At 66.7% G+C, this 20,722-nt stretch carries 13 protein-coding genes; 3 read left to right on the top strand and 10 right to left on the bottom strand.

The window, feature by feature from the left end; translation table 11 throughout:
- Positions 1-47: 47 nt before the first annotated feature.
- The gene (locus tag CGLY_RS01215) at positions 48-1,001 is read right to left on the bottom strand and encodes a diacylglycerol kinase (protein ID WP_038545396.1); all 954 of its coding nucleotides are present in this window, start codon (positions 999-1,001) and stop codon (positions 48-50) included.
- Positions 1,001-2,653 (bottom strand): FAD-binding oxidoreductase, encoded by a 1,653-nt coding sequence (locus CGLY_RS01210; RefSeq protein WP_227590329.1) that lies wholly within the window; start codon positions 2,651-2,653, stop codon positions 1,001-1,003. The genes CGLY_RS01215 and CGLY_RS01210 overlap by 1 nt, the downstream gene beginning before the upstream one ends.
- A gap of 67 nt (positions 2,654-2,720) precedes the next feature.
- On the opposite strand from CGLY_RS01210, the gene CGLY_RS01205 reads away from it, so the two are divergent.
- The 3 genes from CGLY_RS01205 to CGLY_RS01195 all read left to right on the top strand — a co-directional run bounded on the left by CGLY_RS01205 (position 2,721) and on the right by CGLY_RS01195 (position 5,769).
- Positions 2,721-4,340 carry a glycerol-3-phosphate dehydrogenase/oxidase gene (locus tag CGLY_RS01205; RefSeq protein WP_038550809.1) on the top strand — a complete coding sequence of 540 codons (1,620 nt, stop codon included), beginning with the start codon at positions 2,721-2,723 and terminating at the stop codon, positions 4,338-4,340.
- A gap of 66 nt (positions 4,341-4,406) precedes the next feature.
- Positions 4,407-5,072 carry a class I SAM-dependent methyltransferase gene (locus tag CGLY_RS01200; protein ID WP_052539428.1) on the top strand — a complete coding sequence of 222 codons (666 nt, stop codon included), beginning with the start codon at positions 4,407-4,409 and terminating at the stop codon, positions 5,070-5,072.
- Complete coding sequence (locus CGLY_RS01195) at positions 5,065-5,769, top strand: hypothetical protein (RefSeq protein ID WP_038545387.1); 705 nt, start codon at positions 5,065-5,067, stop codon at positions 5,767-5,769. The genes CGLY_RS01200 and CGLY_RS01195 overlap by 8 nt, the downstream gene beginning before the upstream one ends.
- A gap of 15 nt (positions 5,770-5,784) precedes the next feature.
- On the opposite strand, the gene CGLY_RS01190 is transcribed toward CGLY_RS01195, so the two are convergent.
- The 8 genes from CGLY_RS01190 to CGLY_RS01155 all read right to left on the bottom strand — a co-directional run bounded on the left by CGLY_RS01190 (position 5,785) and on the right by CGLY_RS01155 (position 20,721).
- Positions 5,785-8,328 carry an acyltransferase family protein gene (locus CGLY_RS01190; RefSeq protein WP_081804000.1) on the bottom strand — a complete coding sequence of 848 codons (2,544 nt, stop codon included), beginning with the start codon at positions 8,326-8,328 and terminating at the stop codon, positions 5,785-5,787.
- A gap of 121 nt (positions 8,329-8,449) precedes the next feature.
- Positions 8,450-10,966: an acyltransferase family protein gene (locus CGLY_RS01185; protein WP_081803718.1), complete on the bottom strand. Its 2,517-nt coding sequence runs from the start codon at positions 10,964-10,966 to the stop codon at positions 8,450-8,452.
- Between the two features lie 68 nt (positions 10,967-11,034).
- Positions 11,035-13,578, bottom strand: a complete 2,544-nt coding sequence (locus CGLY_RS01180) for an acyltransferase family protein (RefSeq protein ID WP_081803717.1) — start codon at positions 13,576-13,578, stop codon at positions 11,035-11,037.
- A 40-nt stretch (positions 13,579-13,618) separates the two neighbouring features.
- Positions 13,619-15,871, bottom strand: coding sequence for an acyltransferase family protein (locus CGLY_RS01175; RefSeq protein ID WP_052539427.1), 2,253 nt, complete (start codon positions 15,869-15,871; stop codon positions 13,619-13,621).
- A gap of 212 nt (positions 15,872-16,083) precedes the next feature.
- Positions 16,084-16,662 carry a GNAT family N-acetyltransferase gene (locus tag CGLY_RS01170; RefSeq protein WP_052539425.1) on the bottom strand — a complete coding sequence of 193 codons (579 nt, stop codon included), beginning with the start codon at positions 16,660-16,662 and terminating at the stop codon, positions 16,084-16,086.
- Between the two features lie 14 nt (positions 16,663-16,676).
- A complete protein-coding gene (locus CGLY_RS01165; protein ID WP_038550796.1) occupies positions 16,677-17,660 on the bottom strand; it encodes an aldo/keto reductase in 984 nt (327 codons plus the stop codon).
- A gap of 17 nt (positions 17,661-17,677) precedes the next feature.
- Positions 17,678-19,003: an alkylhydroperoxidase domain protein gene (locus CGLY_RS01160; RefSeq protein WP_038545385.1), complete on the bottom strand. Its 1,326-nt coding sequence runs from the start codon at positions 19,001-19,003 to the stop codon at positions 17,678-17,680.
- Positions 19,000-20,721: a dipeptide ABC transporter ATP-binding protein gene (locus CGLY_RS01155; RefSeq protein ID WP_227590328.1), complete on the bottom strand. Its 1,722-nt coding sequence runs from the start codon at positions 20,719-20,721 to the stop codon at positions 19,000-19,002. The genes CGLY_RS01160 and CGLY_RS01155 overlap by 4 nt, the downstream gene beginning before the upstream one ends.
- Position 20,722 lies beyond the last annotated feature (1 nt).

Raw genomic sequence — 20,722 nt, 5'->3', positions numbered from 1 at the left:
AGACGATCAGACCACCCTCACGCGTTCGTCTCAGGAAGCGCGCCCACCTACGGCCTCGGTACCAGGTAACGTCCCGCCCCCGGCACGACCTCAACCTCCATCGGCAACGGAGCGAACCTGTCCCCGTCGGCGTAGCCGTTGATGTGCTCGCCCCCGCGGTCGGTCATCTCGATGCGCACCTTCTTCGCCCGGTAGGTGTTCACACCCTTCTCCTCGACGAAGCTTCCGTCGAAGATCTTGATGAACTTCAGTGCAGCCTTCACCCGGTTCATCCGCTCCAGCACGGTGATGTCCAGGATGCCGTCATGGTGGTCGGCATCAGGGCAGATGAGCATGCCACCGCCGTAGCTCTTCGTGTTACCCATCGCGACCAGGGTCATGTTCTCCTCGATGATCCGCTCGTCTGCGGTCTCCGGGTCCAGGACGAGCCGGGTCGGAATCGAGTGGAAGTTGAGGAACTCCGCGACGATGGAGATGTTGTAACGCATCTGGCCCTTCGGCCATCTGATGCGGTTCGTCCGGTCAGAGACCAGCGAGTCGAACCCGGCACAGGCGATGGTGCCGAACCAGTGTTCGTCACCGGTGTCATTACGCATCCTCCCCAGGTCAGTCGTCGTACAGAAACCCCGGGCCACCACATCCGCCGCGCGTCGAGGATGGGTGGGGATGCCGTATTCCCGGGCATGGTCATTGCCGGTGCCCGCCGGAATGATGCCCAACGGAGTGGACGACCCGGCCTGTTCCTGCAGGGCAAGGTTGATCAGCCCGTCGCCACCGCACACCACCAACGCGTCGATCTCGTCCTCGGCGACCATGCGTCCAGCCAACTCGCGGGCTCCCTCGGGCGAGGCGCCCTGGATGCTGACCACGTCAATGCCGTGGTCGGCGAAGCGATCCCTCGCCACCTCGGCCGCCGTGCCCGCACCACCTTTCCCCGCGTAAGGATTGGTCAACAGCGCGATGCGCTTCAGGTCAACGTGTCCGACCTCGTAACTGCTCATCAGGATGCTCCGATCAGGGTTCCGGGGTTGAGGATGCCGGCCGGGTCGAGACGGTTCTTCACCGCCCGCAGGATCTCCACACCGAGTTCCCCGATCTCCGCCGACATGAAGGGGCGGTGGTCGGCGCCGACAGCGTGGTGATGCGTGACCGTGCCACCGTTCTCGGTGAGCGCGCTGGTCACCGCGGTCTTCGCCGTGCGCCACTGCGCGACCGGATCGCCCTTCTGCGCGGCGACGATGGTGAAGTACAACGAGCAGCCCTCGGCGTAGACGTGCGAGACATGGCACATGATCAACGCCATGGTGCCCGACCCGTTCAACGTGGACGCCAGGGCCTCGCCGACGGCCTTCTTCAACCGCGGAACATTGGACCAGTCGGTGCAGGTCTCGAGGGTTTCGCACAGCGCACCGGAGTCCAGCAGGGAGTCGCGCAGTACCGGGGCATTGAACCGTCCCTGTTCCCAGTGACGGGCGGGCTCCTCCCCCACACTCGTCGCCCCCAAGGAAAGCAGCAGGTCTCGGGTCTCCTTGTGGCGGGATGCGGCATGCTCCTCGGTACCCTCGTACATGGTGATGCACATGCACCCGGGCGGCGCACTGGATTCACCCGCCTTGTCTCCGGAGGACAGGTTGATCGAGGACTCGATCTCGTCCGATAGGCGGATCACCGTCGGCCCGGTGCCGGTCTGTTTCACCGCGCGCAGTGCCGCCACCCCGGTGGTGAAGTCGGGGAAAGTGAAGGCCTCGTAGCGCTTGACCTGGGGGACCGGGTGGACGCGCAACCGGACCCTGGTGACCACACCGAAGGTCCCCTCTGACCCCATCACCAGCTCCCGCAGGTCCGGACCGGCGGCGGACGCCGGTGAGGCGTGACCGACAGCCATCACACCGACCGGCGTCACCATGGTGAGTTCACGCACCATATCGTCGAAACGTCCGTATCCGGCGGAGTTCTGCCCGGAGGAACGTGTCACTGCGTAACCACCGATCGTGGCGTAGGGGAACGACTGTGGGTAGTGGCCGATCTGCAGTCCGTGCTCGGCCAGCAGTAGTTCGGCCGCAGGTCCGGTCAGTCCGGCACCGAGGGTCGCCAAGCCGGACTCGGCGTCCACGTCCGTCAGCTCGTCGAACCGGGCCAGGTCCAGACTGACCACCGCGCGGAAGGTGCGCGTCCCGTCGGTGTCGGTCGGGGTCAACCCGCCGACGACAGAGGTGCCGCCCCCGAAGGGGACTACGGCGATGCCCTCCGCAGAGCAGAACTCCAGGATCGCCAGCACCTCCTCATCACTCCCCGGCGCGAGAACCGCATCTGGCGCAGAGATGACATGCGAGCGTCCGGCGCGCCATTCCAGCAGGTCCAGCGATGACTTCCCGCGGGCTCGCGGGGCACGCTGATCGTCGTCAACGGACACATGGGCTTCACCGACGATGTCGGCGAAGGCCTGCAGGTCGGCGTCCGACAGCCGGACCGGACTCAATGTGACCGCCTCCACCGGCAGATCCTTCGCAGCTGTCCCGGAGGCGTCCTCCTGTACTCCCATGAGGGTGCCGAGCATGGACCGGGTCGAGTCACCCAGCGGCTTGGCTTCATCGACGGTGCCCCACAGGTTGAACTTCATAGGTGGCACGGGCACGGAGCTCACAGTGTTCATGGATGAAAACATACCCGGTCCGACGACTTCGCCGCGACGAAACCGCCATACCGATACACTGCTGGGCATGAGCACACCCCGGCCCACTTTCCGGCCCGACTCCGCACGCCTCGACGCCGCACGGCGAACGCAGGACCTCGCGGCGCTGCGCGGCGGACAGGCTCACGTCGACCTGGTAGTCATCGGTGCCGGTGTCACCGGCGCCGGCGTTGCCTTGGACGCGGCGACCCGCGGATTGGACGTTCTGATCGTGGACGCCCACGACATCGCCTTCGGCACGTCCCGGTGGTCCTCCAAGCTCGCGCACGGCGGGTTGCGCTACCTCGCCACCGGAAACGTCGGCATCGCCCGGCGCTCTGCCCTGGAACGCGGCATCCTCATGGGCACCACAGCCCCGCACCTCACCCACGCCGTCACCCAGGTGGTGCCGGTCCAGGACCGTTACACCCGGGGACAGAAAACTGCCCCGCGAGTCGGGTTCATCGCCGGCGACGCGCTCCGTATCGCTGCGCGCACCCCGTCAACCACCCTTCCGCCCTCACGGACGATCAGCCGGCACCGTGTCGCTGAGCTCTGCCCCGCGGTCGATACTTCTGACCTGCGGTTCGGCTACGTCAACCACGACGGGCAGCTCATCGACGACGCCCGCCTGGTCACCGCCCTGGTGCGCACCGCCGCAGGATACGGTGCCCGGGTGGTCACCCACTGCCGTGCCGTCGAGGCGCACGGGCGGACGGTCGTCCTGCAGGACGGCCTGGACGCTGATTCGTCCCCGGTCACCGTCACTGCGGGCGCGGTGGTCAATGCCACCGGGGTCTGGGCAGGTCACCTCGATCCCCAGGTCACCGTACGACCCTCCCGCGGCACCCACCTGGTCATCGACGCCGCCGCCGTCGGCAACCCCACCGGCGCACTGACCGTGCCGGTTCCCGGTCACAGCAGCCGATTCTGCTTCATCCTCCCGGAGCAGCTCGGACGCTGCTATGTCGGCATCACCGACGAAGATCTCGGCACCGAGACCATCCCGGATGTCCCCGACGTCCCTGACTCGGACGTGCAGTGGATCCTCGATGTGGTCAACCAGGCCCTCGCCGTGGATCTCACCACGGACGACGTCCTCGGTGCCTTCGCAGGGCTGCGGCCCCTGGTGCAGTTCAACGATCGTGGTGAGGGCGGCCCCTCCTCCACCGCCGACCTGTCCCGCGAGCATGTCATCCTCACCGGAGAGGGCGAGGACGCCAACCTCATCACCGTCACCGGCGGAAAGCTCACCGAGTACCGGCTGATGGCGGAACAGACTGTGGACCTCGTCGCCGAGAAGCTCCGCGCCACCGGCTCCGCGCCTGGCCCGTGCCTCACGACGTCCATTCCGCTGGTGGGTGCGCCCGGTGCTCCGGGAGTCGAGGAGGTGCGTTCCAGTGACCTTGCCGGCCTGCCGGACTCGATGATCGCCCGCTTCGGCCATGAGGCCCCGGCTGTCCTGCGGACCTGCCCGGTGGACCGTCCGCTGGAACCGGTGGCGCCGGGCATCGACACCGTCCGCGCGGAGTTCGCCTGGCATGTCACCCACGAAGGTGCGCTGACCGTGGAGGACCTCATCGACCGTCGCTCCCGTATCGGGCTCGTCGACGCCGACCGCGAGACCTGTCTGGCGACGGCACAGGAGATCCTCGACACCGTGAGGTGACGACCGTGCCCGTTCCCACCCCACCGGTGTGCTGGCATACTGGTGGGCATGAGTCCGATCCAGCCCATGTCAGTACCGTCAGTGCCTGAGCCCAGACCGGCGACAGGAAACTCCTCCACCACCTGGGCATCCGTGACCGGGGCCGACCCGGCCCACTCGCAGCGCTACATCGCCCGGTGGGAAGGATTCGAACACGAGGGCAAGGATATCGACGGCGAGGCACGCCTGATCGATGCAATGGCCTCACGTCACGCCCGCATCCTCGACGCAGGCTCCGGGACGGGACGCGTCGCTGTGAGCCTCGCTGCCCGTGGTCATGTCGTCACCGCCGTCGACATCGATCCTCAGCTCGTCGACTATGCCCGTGAGCGCTACGTCGGCTCCGGCGTTGACTGGAACGTCGGCGACCTCGCGTCTTCCGATGATGTCCCGACCGGCCCTTTCGACCTCATCGTTTCCGCCGGCAACGTCCTGGCCTTCATCCCCGACGCCGCCCACCGGCAGGCACTCGGCGTCCTGGCATCTCGCCTGGCACCGGGCGGACGCCTTGTCGTCGGTTTCGGCCTGTCCCGGGGCCGCTCCGTCGAGGCTTTCGAGCAGGATGTCGCTGCAGCGGGGCTGCACACCGTCCAGCGGTTCTCGTCCTGGGAGCTGCAGCCCTTCGGGGAGGGTGACTTCATGGTCGCCGTTCTCCAGCGTACCGGGATGAACGGAGGCACCGACGATGAGTGAGTCCGGCCCCGCAGCCGATTCCGTGGCCCAGGTCGTGTTCCGACATGATCCGACAAGCGCCCCGCAGTGGACCTACTACGGCATCAACGCCCCGATGACCGGCAGCGCACAGAAGCTCTCCGAGGCCAAGTACGCCGCGAACCGTGACCTGCAGTTCCTCTCCGGTGAGGAGAAACCTGCGATGCGCAGCTACGCTGAATGGGCCGTCGACCAGGAGACGAGTCCGGAGGGGATGCCCCGCACCGCTGCCTCGATGTATGTGCGCTCCCTGCAGGACGACGACACCAACCAACGACTCCACCGGCAGAACCTGGCTCAGGCCTATCTGGAGGGCATCCGATCCACCCCTGAGATCAGGACGTCCCTCCCTGCCCTCGTGGCCGGGGACGGCGACGCGGACAGCGACGGCACCGGAGACGCCGCGATGGACGGTGCCGAGGGGCCGGCCGACGTGATCCTCGTGACCCTCTTCCCCACGGACCTGCTGGGCGACGCGCTGCTGAACCTGACCGCCATGGACACCGTGATCTTCTGTCTGCCTGACGGTGACTCCCTGGGCTTCCTCCCGGTTGCCGGGGCCGACGTATGGCCGTCCGACGGTTCCGAGGGCATGCTGGAACGTTTCGGTCTGGACGAGTTCGCCACTGTCCAGGATCTCATGGACGCCAGCGACAGCGACGGGACCGCCGAAAGCTGATCCGGACCGCGCCGGTCAGTAGGGCGGTGCGTAACCGTAGCCCGGATCGACGTAGCCGGGATCGACCCATCCTGGGTCCACATATCCCGGATCCACGTAACCGGGGTCGCTCCAGCCCGGATCAACCCACCCCTGGTCCGGTGCAGGCGCGGGATCGGGGACGGGCGGGGCAGGTGGCGCGGCAGGTTCATCCCCTGTGTCGGCCCCCGGATCCTCGAGGTAGCCTTCCTCGCCTGGCTTCGGCAGACGGAAGACGTCCTTCTGTACCTCACCCTCCGGCGTCGCAGGCATCACATTCTCCGACTCCTCCGCCGCACGACGGGACTCCTCCAGAGCCTCCGGGTCGTACATCTGGCGGGAGATCTCCGGGGCGAGCATCGCAGCGAAGAGGTTCGTGAAGTGCTGGGCGTCACGGTAGACTAGGACGTTGCCGACGACGCCGGGACAGCGCCCGTCCCGGCACACCGCATCGGTGACGTCGATGTTCGTCAGGTCAAGACCGCGGTAGGCGCCCAGGGCGGGGTTCACCGGGGCCAGCGACTCCGCCTCGTCGACACCGCAGTCCTCACCACGGTCTTCGGCGACGCACAGGCGGGCGTTGCCCTGGACACCGGGGGAGTCCAGGACCCAGGGGGTGTCGCGCATGCCCCAGGTGTGGATACCGGCGTCAGAGAGACGACGCACCATCTCGACGTACTCCGGCGGCACCTGGTCCGGCCCGTCCCCCTCGATGGTGGTGGGCCGGGTGACCGTCATGAAGATGCCCTCCGACGGCGGGTTCTCGAAGATGTAGTCCTCGGCCTTCTGCTGCCATTCCCGGCACTCGGGGTAGTCCGAGCCATCCCACTTGGGGATGTCCATGCCGATGACACAGCCCAGTTTCAGGATCGGGACGATCTTGAAGTTACGCTGCTTGGCGATGAGGTCCAGTGCGGGCAGGTAGTGCTCGGAGTGGGAGCCACCGACCAGGTACATCGTACGGTCGGAGTCGACGTCGCCGTACTCGCAGGGTTCGTCCTCCTCGTTGAACCACTTCGTCAGCACCAGGTCGGTGTGGTCGAAGTGGGCGAGGCAGCCGTCCTTCAGGGTTTCCGCGAGCATCGGCGCGTCGTCCGACGGGTCCGGCAGGACGGGGAGACCGTCGGGGACGTCCGCGTCCTGAAGGTAGGCATTCGGTCCGGGGTACTCGGCGGGGTCGACATCCTGCACGCCGAGTTCCTGGGCACGGTTGTCGATACGGGCCTGGGCGATCGGTGCGAAGGCGAACACTGCCCCGGAGGCCAGGATGACCACCAGGGTGGCCACGACCTTCCCCCGGGAGCGCAGCGACGCCCGCCAGTAGCCACGGTCGAACAACACCCACGACCGGTGTGGCTTGGACTTCTGCCGCAACGGTGTCTCCACCAGGCGCAGCGTCAGCCAGGCCAGCAGCAATGACAGCACGATCACACCGGTGCCGACGACAGCTCCCTCCAGCGTCCCGAGTGTGGCCGTGATTCCACGCAGGCCGCCGGCCTGTGAGGCAGTGGAGGTGGAGAACCAGAAGGTCGCCAGCGTCAGCAACGGCCAGTGCCACAGGTACAGGCTGTAGGAGGTGCGGCCCAGGAACTGGAAGATCCGGCCGTCCAGCATCCTGCTGACACCGGTGGAGGGTGCGGGAGCCGAGACGCCGTCTGTCGACTCCGGGTTCCCCGCGAAGATGACGAGCATCGCACCAGCCAACGGCACCAGGGTCCAGGGTCCGGGGAACTGCGCCGCGCCATCAAGGTACAGACCGGTCACGATGATCAGGATGAGACCCACCAGGCCCGCCGGCCACCGGACCCAGCGCAGGGACCGGGGGATGGTGATCCCCAGCAGCCAGATGCCGAACAGGCCACCCAGGCCGATCTCCCAGAACCGGGACAACGGCGAATAGTAGTTCAGAGCCTGGTCGTGCTGACCGAGCCAGGTGGCATAACCGAAACTGGCCAACGTGCCGACGACGAGCAACCAGTGCAGCAGCGTGGCCCCGGCCTTCGCCCGCTTCCGGAACAGCGCGGCCAGCAGGGCAATGACCAGTAGAGAGCCGACATAGATCTGCATCTGCACCGACATCGACCAGATGTGCTGGTACAGGCTGACGTCCCGGTTGATCGCCGTATACTCCTGGCCCTCACTGGCCAGGTGGAAGTTCTGTACATAGAGCAGGGACGACGTGGCATCCGTGCCCGCATTCACCCACCGGACCTCGGCGTAGACCACCACAGCCAGGACGAGCGTCACGCCGACGACAGCGATCAACGCCGGATAGAGGCGCCGGAAGATACGCAGGAACGACTGCAGGACGGTGAGCCCCGACGGATTCAGCGCGTTACGGATCTGCGGGGCGAAGAAGAAGATTCCGCCGACGAGCAGGAAGACGTCCACACCCGACGAGACACGCCCGACGAAGACGTGGAAGATGACAACCAACGCGATCGCCAGACCGCGGAGCCCGTCAATGTCCCGGCGGTGCGACGGCCGGGGACGTCCGGCGGGCGCTCTGTTCGTCCCTGGCTGCGTGGTGGAAGAGTTCATGGCGCGGTACAGCATACCGTCCCACGCTCCGGTTTCAGAACACATCCAGGCCTCGGAGCGTTACACGGGGGTGTCGGGCTATCCACGATAGCGCAGGTGAACGGGGTTGACCGGGTTAACCTCAGTACGGCGGAGCGTAGGCGGGCTCGATCCAAGCGGGATCGACGAGGTATTCCGGCTCGACCCACCCAGGCTCCACGACGACAGGTGGAGCAGGATCGGGAGCCGGTTCGGGAGCCGGTTCCGGCTTCGGTAGCCGGTACACGTCCTTCGGCGCCAGTGCCGGAGCCGTCGCACCGTTTCCGGTCCCGTCCGTCGTCCGCACAGCGGCTGCGGCGGCGCGTTGCTGTTCCTCGGCGGAGTCCGGCTCGTACATCTGGCGTTCAAGCTCAGGCCCCATCATTGTCACCCAGGTCGGTGTGAAGTGGTTCCCGTCCCGGTAGACCAGCACATTGCCGACGACCGCAGGACAGATACCGTCCCGGCAGTAGGCGGCAGTGAGGTCGATATGGGTGATGTCCAGTCCGCGGTAGGCGTCGAGGGCGGGGTTGCGCTCAAGGAGCTCGCCGGCAGACGGCCCGCACTCGTCCGGGTCACCGCCGTCCGCGACGCACAGCAGCGAGTTGCCCAGCGTTCCGTCGGACTGTCGCCAGGGGTTGTCCCGCACACCCCAGGTGTGGATGCCGGCCTCGGTGAACGTCCGGACCGTGTCCACGTAGCCGTCCGGAACCTGGTCCGGGCCCGCACCGGTGCGCGCCGTGGGTCTGGTCGAGGTCATGAACACCCCGTCGGTCGGCGGATTGTCGAGGATGTAGTCCTGCGCTTTCTGCTGCCAGGTGTAGCACTCCTCGTAGTCTCCGCCACCCATCCGCTCGATCTTCATGCCGAGGACGCACCCCATCTTCACCAGCGGCACGATCCTGATGCCCCGCTCCTGCCCGATGGCGTCCAGTGCCGGCAGGAAGTGCTCGGAGTGCGACCCGCCCGCGAGGTACATCGTGCGGTCGGCACCCGTGTCGCCGTAGGCGCAGGGGACCTCCGAGTCGCCTTTGTCGTGGGTGAGGATCAGGTCCTCCCCCTCGACCCCGACCAGGCAGCCGTCGAGTGAGATCTCCGGCAGCATGGTCGCCGGCTCGTAGACCGGGGCGGGCTGCACGTCGACACCGTCGGGGGCGGGCATGTCCTCCAGGAACGCCCGCGGGCCCGGGTAGTCCTCGGATTCGGGACCGTCGACGCCGGCGACGAGGGTGGGGCGGACGGTACCCATCTGCACCAGTCGCTCCGAGGACAACACCACCGCGCTGGCGACGACCAGTACCGCCACGGTGACGATCTTCGCCCGGGACCGCAGCAGGGACGCCCAGTACCGACGGTCCCACAGCATCCAGGAGCGTTCCGGCTTCCCTTTCTGCCGCAGCGGGGTCTCCACGTACCGGTGCGTGCCCCACGCCAACAGCAGTGACAGGGCGATCACACCGGTGCCGACGACGGCGCCCCGGCCGGTTCCCAGCGTGGCGGTGATGCCGGCGAGGCCGCTCCCCTCCCCCTCACTCTGCCCCTGCGTACCGGTGGACTCGGAGAACAGGTAGGTCGCCAGGACCAGCAACGGCCAGTGCCACAGGTACAGCCCGTAGGAGGTCTTCCCCAGGAACTGGAACAGGCGGCTCTCCAGCAGGCGCGTCACCCCGACCGAGGCGATGGTGCGGCCTTCGGCGGCCGCACGGATACGGTCACCGTCGGGCTCGGTGACCGGCGTGCCTGCGACGATGACGAGCATCGCACCGGCCAGCGGGACGACCGTCCACGGCCCGGGGAACTGCGAGGCACCGTCAAGGACGAGGCCCGTGGCGATGATCAGTACCAGACCGGTGACCCCGGCCGGCCAACGCAGCCACCGCCACACCCACGGGATGCCACGGCCGACCATCCAGATACCGAACAGGCCGCCCAGGCCGATCTCCCAGAACCGGGACAACGGCGAGTAGTAGTTCGCCGCCTGGTCGTGGATCCCCAGCCACACGGCGTAGACGAAGCTCAGCAGGGTCGCCGCGGACAGTGTGCGGTGCAGGATCCGGGAGCCCGCACGGCCCCTGCGTCGGAACAGGGCAGCCAACACCACGACGACCAGCAGGGATCCGAGGTAGATCTGCATCTGCACCGACATCGACCAGATGTGCTGGAAAAGGCTGACGTCCCGGTTGACGGCGGAGTACTCCTTGCCTTCCGCGGCAAGGTGAAGATTCTGGACGTAGAGCAGAGAGGACGCCGCGTCGCCGCCGGCCTGCGCCCACCGGGAGACCGGGTAGATCACGGGGGTCAGTACCATGACCAGCGACACCACGGTGAGTAGCGCCGGATAGAGTCGACGGACGATGCGCAGGACGGACTGCACGGGTGTCAGTCCGTCCGGGTTCAGGGCGTTGCGGATCTGTGGCGCGAAGAAGAAGATGCCGCCGATGAGCAGGAAGACGTCGACACCAGCGGAGACCCTGCCGACGAAGACGTGGAAGATCACGACCAGGGCGATGGCGAGCCCGCGCAGCCCGTCGATGTCGCGACGGTGGGTACGACGGTCCGACCGGCGTCCACCGAGGACGGGTGCCGGCCGGGTCCCGGAGTCTAGGTATGTCGACTTCATGTCGAACTAGATATTAAGTCGATTCTCAGCCCATAACCGACTACGACACTCCGGTCAGGTCATACTGATCAGTATGCCGGGGCCCACCCAGGGTCGATATAGCCCGGGTCTACATAACCGGGGTCCACCCAGCCCGGATCCACGTAGCCGGGATCAACCCAGCCGGCGTCCGGCTCGACCGATCCCTCCGGGTCATCCGGCTCCTCCGGTTCAACGTAGCCGTCCTCACCGGGCTTCGGCAGACGGAAAACGTCCGGGCCCGGACGTGGCCCTGCCTCATCCGCTGGGTTCTCTGCAGCCTCTGCCGCTTCCGACTGTTCGACCTGCGCCTCCGGGTCGAACATCTGCCGACTGATCTCGGGTGCCAGCAGCTCGGAGAACCTGTCGGTGAGGTGCTGGGTGTCACGGTAGACCAGCACATTTCCCACCACGCCGGGGCAGCGGCCGTCGTGGCACACTGCCGGAGTCAGGTCGACGTGGGTCACGTCCAGACCGTCCAGCGCGGAGAGCGCGGGGTTCGCCGGGAGGAGAGCGTCGTCCTGCGCGACCCCACAGTCACCGTCGCGCTCCTCCGCGATACAGACCCGGGCATCGAGCTGCGCTCCGGGACCGGTCATCAACCAGGGGGTGTCGCGCACGCCCCATGTGTGGATACCTGCGTCGGAGAACCTGCCGATCACGTCGACGTACTCGGGCGGGATCAGGTCCGGCCCGTCACCACGGATGGTGGTGGGGCGGGTAACAGTCATGAAGACGCCGTCGGTCGGCGGGTTATCGACGATGTAGTCCTGTGCCTTCTGCTGCCATTCCGCGCACTCCGGGTAGTCGTCGCCGCTGACCCGCGGGAGCGCCATGCCGACCACGCACCCCATCTTCAGGATCGGCACGATCCTGATGCCCTGCTCCTGCCCGATCTCGTCCAGCGCCGGCAGGAAATGCTCGGAGTGCGAACCTCCGGCGAGGTACATCGTGCGGTCGGCCTCCGTGTCGCCGTAGGCGCAGGGCACGTCGGAGTCGTTGAAGTCCTCGGTGAGAATGAGTTCGGTCTCCGAGAAACCGGCGAAACAGCCGTCATCCTGGGTCTTCGGCATCATGGGTCCGACCTCGGTGGTGTCTGGGACGACATCGACACCGTCCGGAACCTCGGCGTCTGCGAGGAATGCGGCGGGGCCGGGATAATCGTCGACGTCGAGAGGTTCGGTCGCCAGCGTGGCGGCGCGGGTCTCGTTGTAGGTCGACACTGTCGGCCCGAAAACCATCACGGCGGCACTGGTGACGACCATGACGGCAGCGACGGAGGCCTTTCCTCTGCTCTGCGTTGCGGCGCGCAGGTAAGCGCGGTCGCCCACGACCCACGAGCGTCGGGGACGGCGGGTCTGCTGCAACGGCAGCTCGATGAGCCGCAGCGTCAACCAGGCAAGCAGCAGCGATACGCCGATGACACCGGCGCCGACCGCTGCACCCGTTCCTCCGCCCAGAGTGGCGGTCACGCCCTGCAGGCCGTCCGCACCGGACGCCGAGGATGCCGGCGAGCCCCCTGAGGCTTCAGTGGATGACTCGGCGCCTGAGCCACCGGCGACGAGGAAGGTGGCCAGGGTCAGGATCGGCCAGTGCCACAGGTACAGGCTGTAGGCGGTGCGCCCCAGGAACTGGAACGGCGCGGTGGACAACAGCGCGGTCACACCGGTCGGACGCGGGTCCCGCTCCCCCGCCACCTGGTTACCGGAGAGGATGACGAGCATCGCACCCACCAGAGGCACCAGCGTCCAGGGCCCGGGGAACTGCGCCGCACCGTCGAGGAACAGCCCGGTGCAGATGATCAACGCCACACCGACCACACCGGCGATCAGGCGCAGTCGCCGCGACACCGCCGGGAGGACGCGTCCCAGCACCACCATGCCGAAGAGCCCGCCCAGGCCGATCTCCCAGAACCGGGACAACGGCGAATAGTAGTTCGCTCCCTGGTCATGACCGCTCAACCAGGTGGCGTAGATGAAACTGGCCAGCGTGGCTGCACCCAGCAGGAGGGCGAACATACCAGTCGCCGCGCGGGACGTCCCCCGGTCGTCACGTCGTGAACGCCGGCGGAACACCACGGCCACCAGCGCGATCACGATGAGCGACCCCAGGTAGATCTGCATCTGCACCGACATCGACCAGATGTGCTGAAAGACGCTGACCTCGGTACTGATGGACGCGTAGTCGTTGCCCTGGGCGCTGAGGTTCAGGTTCTGCAGGTACAGCAGGGATGCCGCAGCATCCATTCCGGCGTCTGACCAGCGCACCGGCGCGTAGACCACCAGTGCCGCAATGAGGGACACCCCCACCACCGTGACCAACGCCGGGTACAGACGGCGGAAGATGCGCAGGAACGACTGCACCACCGTCAACCCCGCAGGATTCAGCGCATTACGGATCTGTGGACTGAAGAAGAAGATCCCACCCAGCAACAGGAACACGTCCACACCCGCCGATACCCGACCGACGAACACATGGAACACCACCACCAACGCAATCGCCAGACCACGCAGGCCATCAATGTCGGTGCGTCGGAGTGCGGAACGGGGTGCCGGGGCAGTCCGTTCCTGGACAAATGGTTCTCTGCCGTTCATAACCGGTACAGCATGCCACCCGCGACGGGCAGTGCGAAAACTACGGCAGCGGCGTTTCCGGCAGTGCCGGGGACGCGTCGTACATCTGCCGACTGATCTCCGGGGCCAGCAGAGAAGAGAACAACGAGGTGAAGTGCTGCCCGTCCCGGTACACCAGGACGTTGCCCACGACCGCGGGGCAGCGGCCGTCGCGGCACAGTGCCGGAGTGAGGTCGAGAGGGGTCATGTCCAGCCCCTGGTATGCCTCCAGGGCCGGGTTCACCGGGGCCATGCTGGCCTCTTCCGCGATACCGCAGTCACCGTCAACGCCTTCAGCGACGCAGAGCCGGGCATTGCCCTGGACACCGGGCCCGGCCATGTGCCACGGCGTGTCACGGACGCCCCAGGTGTGGATACCCGCGTCGGTGAGCCGCTGAACCATGTCGATGTACTCGAAGGGAACCATGTCCGGTCCATCACCTTCGATCATGGTGGGGCGTGTCACCGGCATGAAGACCCCGTCCGTCGGCGGGTTGTCGAAAATGTACTGCTGGGCCTTATCGTTCCATTCCGCGCACTCAGGGTACGGGTCCCCGCTGAGATGAGGCAGGTTCATCCCCAGCACGCACCCCATCTTGAGGATGGGGACGATCTTGATCCCCTGCTCCTCGCCGATCGTCTCGAGAGCGTTGAGGTAGTGCTCGGAATGGGATCCGCCGGCGAGGTACATGGTGCGGTCGGAGTCCACGTCGCCGTACGCGCACGGGGTGTCGGTGGAGTTGAACTGCTGGGTGAGGATCACATTGGATTCGGCGAACCCGGAGAAGCAGCCGTCGGGCTGTGTGTCAGGGAGCATTTCCTCCTCGCCGACGGCGGGGTCAGGTTGCACAGGCATGTCATCAGGAACCGGCACGTCCTCGAGGAAAGCGGCGGGGCCAGGGTAGTCGGCAGGATCGACGTCATCGGCTTCAGTGGCGGCCGCCTGCTCGTTGCGGTGTTCGATGACGGGCCCGAAAGAGACGACGCCGACCGTCGCGATGACCATGACCAGTGCGGACACGCCACCGACGACACCGCGCCGCCCGCGGACCGACTGTCGCACATAGGCCGGGCTCAGCGCCATGGAGCGCGCCGGCTTGGCGCGCTGGCGCAACGGGGTCTCGATGAGGCGGTACGTCGCCCAGGCCAGCAGGACAGAGGTCACGACCACCACGGTGCCGACCAGGATTCCCTCTCCGTTTCCGAGAGTGGCGGTGATGCCGTTGAAGAAGCTGCCCGCTCCCCCGCCGGGTTCGACGACATCGGCGCCGTCGGACATCAGGTACGTCACCAGGACAAGCGCCGGCCAGTGCCAGAGGTACAGGCTGTAGGCGATGCGGCCGAGGAACTGGAACGGCGCAGCGCACAACAACGCCGTCACCCAGGACGACGTGGACGACTCTGCATCGTCCCCTTCCACGGGATTGCCCGCCAGCACCACCAGCATCGCGCCGGCCAGCGGCACCAACGTCCAGGGCCCGGGGAACTGGGCTGCGCCATCCAGGAACAGTCCGGTCCCGATGATCAGGACCAGGCCAGCGACGCCGGCCACCAGGCGGAGCTGTGCCCATGCCGCCGGTAGAACCCGTCCCAGCAACCAGATTCCGAACAACCCGCCCAGGCCGATCTCCCAGAACCGGGAGAACGGGGAATAGTAGTTCGCCCCCTGGTCATGGCCGCCCAGCCAGGTGGCGTATCCGAAGCTCGCCAGCGTGGCGATCACCAGTAACCAGTGCAACACCTGTGAACTAGAGCGGACATGGCGTTGGAACATCGCCGCCACCAGCGCAATGACCAGCAGTGAGCCCAGGTAGATCTGCATCTGCACCGACATCGACCAGATGTGCTGGAAGACGCTGACCTCACGGTTGACCGCGGAGTACTCCTGGCCGAGGTTCGCCAGGTGGAGGTTCTGCACGTACAGCAGCGATGAGGCGGCGTCTTCGCCGACCTCGGGCCATCGCACCCTGTTGAAGATCAGCAGCGCGCTGACGACGGCGACGGTAACGACGGTGATCAGTGCCGGGTACAGGCGGCGGAAGATGCGCAGGAACGACTGCACCACCGTCAACCCCGCAGGATTCAACGCATTACGGATCTGCGGGCTGAAAAAGAAGATCCCACCCAGCAACAGGAACACGTCCACACCCGCCGACACCCGGCCGACGAACACATGGAACACCACCACCAACGCAATCGCCAGACCACGCAGGCCATCAATGTCCCTGCGGTGGCCTCGGTACTGACTTCGGCGTTGCGTCTGTGTCGAATCCATAGCGGTCCACATATTATCGTCACGGGCCGCTCACACCGGGGAAGCCCCGCCGCTACGGTATCCAGGCAAATGGCAGGGTGGTCCGCCGTGTTACCGGATATCGCACCCCATCATCGACGTCAGAGAAACTGACCTGGGACTTTCATCAGTTAATCCCCTTAAGGGGTACGAATGGGTGACCAGACCTGAGAAACAGTCGAGCGTCACCACACCTAGGCCCCGAACGCGGGGTGGTAGCTCACCACCGCCTGTGGATAGGACGGGTCCCCGTCCAACCGTAATGCCTGGAAGTAGGCGGAGCTCTCCTCCGGCAGCCCGTCCATGACGAGCCCCTCACGCGCCTCGAATCCAAAACGGTCGTAGTAGGTCGGATCGCCGAGGAGGACAGCCCCGGTGGCCCCCTCCTCCGTGTCGAGGAGCTCAAGCGCTGACCGCATCAGAGCTGCGCCGATTCCTTCCCCCTGGTGGGCGGGAGACACGGACAACGGACCAAGCCCGAACCACTGGCCGGGAACCTCGCCGTCGGCACGGGTCAGGGTCACCGGCGACGCGGCAATGTGCCCGATCACCCACCCCGAACGCACCGCGACCAGTGACAGGGTCAGCGCGTCCGCCTCACGGAGTGCGTCGATGATCGCAGGCTCATGCCCGTCAGATTGTTCGATGCCATCGAATGCGGCGGCGGTGAGCGACCGGATCTCTCCGGCGTCCCCTCCGTCGGCGGCCTCAGGGCGGATCACCGGCAGACCCTGAGGACCACCTGCGTTCTTGTCCGGAGCATGCGTGTTCATGCCCCGGATTCTACTCAGAAACCGTCGGACGCGGCGTCGAGATCGGCGATCTCCTCGTCACTGAGCTGCAGTGTCGTCGCGGCGATCAGCGGTGCGACCTGCTCCGGGGTGCGGGCTGAGGCGATCGGGGCGGTCACCCCCTTGGCCAGCAGCCAGGCCAAGGCCACCGACGCCGGTTCCGTGTCATGGGCTTCGGCGACCGTCACCACGGCATCGACCACGGTGAAGGGGTCCCTATCGTTACCGTCCTTCTCGAAGTAGCCGCCGGTCTGCCCCTCGCGGGCAACGCCCTCCAGATCCTCACGGCTCCGGTACTTACCGGTCAGCAGGCCCGACGCCAGGGAGAAGTAGCTGAACACGCCGACGCCGTATTCCTCGGCGACCTGCATGTAGCCGTCCTCGTAGTCCGACCGGGCGAGCAGGCTGTACTGCGGCTGGATGGCCAACGGGATGGCGTGGTCGAGCTCCAGTTCACGTGCCGTCTCGAAGAACTCACGCATGCGGTCGGTGGAGTAGTTCGACAGGCCGATATAGCGTACCTTGCCGGAATCGACCAGTTCAGCGGCAGTACGGACCTGATCGGCGATATCCACGGACTCGTCATCGTAGTGGTAGTAGTAAAGGTCGACCCGGTCGGTCTGCAGCCGTTCCAGTGACCTGTCGAGGTTGGCGACCACGGTGTCATGGGCCAGCCCGGCCGCACTCTGGATGGCACCAACCTTCGTCGCCAGCACCACCTGGTCGCGGTTACCACGGTCGGCGAACCACTGGCCGAGTACGGTCTCGGACTCGCCGCCGGAGTGCCCCTCGCCCCACTGGGAGTACATGTCGGCGGTGTCGATGAAGTTTCCGCCCGCGGCGAGGAACGCATCCAGCACGTCGAAGGACTCCTGGACGTCCGATGTCCAGCCGAAGGTGTTCCCGCCGAGGTTCAGCGGGGTGATCTCCAGATCGGTGCCGGGAATGGCGATGCGGGAAGTCGTGGGAAATTCTGTCATGGCGACCACGGTACGCCCTACCGGAAGCGTGCCGGAAGCTCCGGTTCCCCGAGGGACAGCATCAGCCGGTTCGCCCAGTTGAAGAAGGCGGCCCCGTTGATCACGTCGATGACCGAGCCATCGTCCAGCCCAGCGGCGCGGAGACGACGGACATGGTCGACGCCGAAACTGACGGGAGTCGAGGTCAGCGCCACGGACGCCTCGGCGATGGCGTTCCACATCTCAGAGCCTAGGTCGGCGCCGGCGCCCTCGTCACAGAGCCGTTGGACGTCCTCTTCGCGGCCGGTGGATTCCTGCAGCGCGCGTCCGGTGTGCACCGACGCACAGTAGACGCAGCCGTTGTAGCGGCTGGTCACCGCCGCGGAGATCTCACGCTCGGCGCGTCCGGCGCCGTCGGTGACGTTGTAGAAGATGTCCTTGTCCGTCAGCGTCCTGGCTTCGAGCGCATCAGGATCGTGGGCGAGCAAGCGGAAGTAGGCGGACTTCGCACGCATAGGGTCGACCAGGGCGGTGCGCTGCCGGTCGGTGAGTTCTTTCTCCTCCACCGGCGGCACCCACGGCTGCCAGCCCAGGCTGTGGCTGACGAACCGGGTAGGACGGTGCAGGTCCGGGTAGCTCAGGACATCGAACGCACCGCCGGTGAGTGGCGGGAACCCTCCGGGCTCCTGTGCGGTGCCAGGGCGGCGGACAACGCTGCTGTCGCCTAAAGGTGCATGCGTCGAGTCCGCTGCCTTCACCGCGGCGAGCCCCTCCGCCGCCCGCAGCTGGAAACACAGGAAGGAGATCAGCTGCGCCAGGCTCACGACCTGCCGCGGCGTCCACCAACACCAGGCCAGTGGTGCCAGCCGTTCCGGACGGCTGTCCCGCGGGTGAAAGACCAGCAGGTGGGCGAATTCCAGGGCTGCGGCAAGCTTCTCACCGAGCACGCCCCGCACGCGAGGGTCCACTGTGAACTCCGGCCCACCGACAGACTCGCCCACCAGGTCAGGTTCGCGGTAGGTGCCGTACGGTCCGACGGTCAGTCCGGCGTCGACGGACTCCGTCACCGCGTCGACGACCGCAGTGTCGGCGACGTCACCGAGCAGGTCGGTGTAGAAGGCCACACCGCGCCCTTGGTGCAGCCCGGCGACGAAAGCGGCGACAACGTAGCGCTCCGTGTCGGTGAAGCCACCATCACTGTCCCCGTCGGCGTCCCCCGCTTCCAGCAGTACCCGGAAGCTGTGCTGTGCATTGGTCTGCGCCTGCGTGCGGTTCCGCCGCAGGTCGGCAACGTGCTCGCCGGCGTGAATCCCGGCGAGGAAATCGATGATGTCTGTGCTGTCTGTTCCGCTGCTGTCGCTCATAGTCCCAGGTTAAGCCCTCCGGAGCGGTAGCGCCGCCCCGGGATCGCGTCGAGGAGTCGGGTGGTGAACTCACTGGTCGGATGCTCGAAGATGTCCTCGGTACGACCAGTTTCCACCTGGCGTCCCCCGGACATCACCGACAGGGTGTCGGAGATCTCGCGGACCACGGCCAGGTCGTGGGAAATGAAGACATAGGTCAACCCGAGATCCCGTTGCAGTTCATCAAGCAGGTGCAGAATCTGCGCCTGCACCGTGACATCCAGGGCGGACACCGCCTCGTCGAGGACCACGAGATCCGGGTCGAGGATCAGCGCGCGGGCCACGGCGACGCGCTGGCGTTGCCCACCGGAAAGCTCCGCCGGGCGCCGGTCGGTCATGTCGGAACCCAGCGCAACCCGGTCGAGAATCTCGTCGACCCTGCTACGGATCTCTGTCCGCGACAGGTCGGAGAGGTTCCGCAGCGGCTCGCCGACGATACTGCCGATACTCTGTCGGGGATCCAGCGAACTGTAGGGGTTCTGGTAGACCATCTGCACACGCCGCCGCAGTTCACGGCGTCCCCTCACATCCAGCTCGTCCACCCGGGTGTCGCCGAGCAGGATCTCACCGGAGGTCGGACGGCGGAAGGCAGTCACCGCGCGACCGACCGTGGACTTCCCTGACCCCGACTCCCCGACAATGGCGTGCGTGGTACCCGGCAAGACAGAGAAGGACACGTCGTCCACGGCCAGCGTGGAGCCGAACTCCTGACGCAGCCCGGTGACCTGCAGCAGCGGGCTCCTGCTCTCCGCGGGGACGCCATCGCGGTAGCTCGCGGCCTCCACAGCACTGACCAGAGACGGAGCGTCCGCCAGGAGACGACGTGTGTAATCGTCCCGTGGCTCGGTGAGAACGCGGTCGGTCGGACCATCCTCCCGGACCTCGCCGGAACGCATCACGACCAGTTCATCGGCCCGGTCGCCGGCCACCGCCAGGTCATGGGTGATGAACAGGACGCCGATGCCGAGGTCGGCCCGCATGCGGTCCAGCAGGTCCAGGATCGTGCGCTGCACCGTGACGTCCAGGGCACTGGTCGGCTCATCGGCGATGATCAGGTCCGGCTCCAGGGCGAGAGCGGCGGCGATCAACGCCCGCTGTTTCATCCCGCCGGAAAGCTCATGCGGGTACTGGGTGTAGCGCAGCTCCGGATTGTCGATGCCGACCGTCTCGAGCAGCTCCACGACCTTCGCCCGGCGCGCGGTACGGTTGCCGCGCCGGTGGATGCGCAGCCCCTCGCCCACGGACTCCCCGATCGTCTTCACCGGGTTGAGCGAGTTGTTGGGGTCCTGCGGGATCAGCCCGATGCGACGGCCGCGGATCATGCGCCACTCCCGCCGACCGAGGTCGCGCAGACTGCGTCCCTCCAGCAGGATCTCGCCGCTGACGGTGGCGGTGGCGGGCAGAAGGCCGAGTGTTGCCATCGCCGAAGTCGACTTGCCGGAACCGGATTCGCCGACGATGGCGGTCACCCGACCGCGGCGGACGGTGAGGTTGACGTCCTTCACGGCGTGGACATCGCCACGGCGCGTGCGGTAGGACACGGCCAGATCCCGGATCTCCAGCAACGGGGCCTCGGAATCGTCCCGGCGTCCACCGGAGCCGGATTCGGGGGCGGAGTCGGGGTGCCACGACCCGTCGTCCCAGTCCATCCTGTCCTGCCTGTCTTTCTGCTCGCTCATG

It is taken from the genome of Corynebacterium glyciniphilum AJ 3170 (assembly GCF_000626675.1).
In the GTDB taxonomy this organism is placed as follows: Bacteria; Actinomycetota; Actinomycetes; order Mycobacteriales; family Mycobacteriaceae; genus Corynebacterium; species Corynebacterium glyciniphilum.
This window is presented reverse-complemented; position numbering and strand designations above follow the sequence as displayed.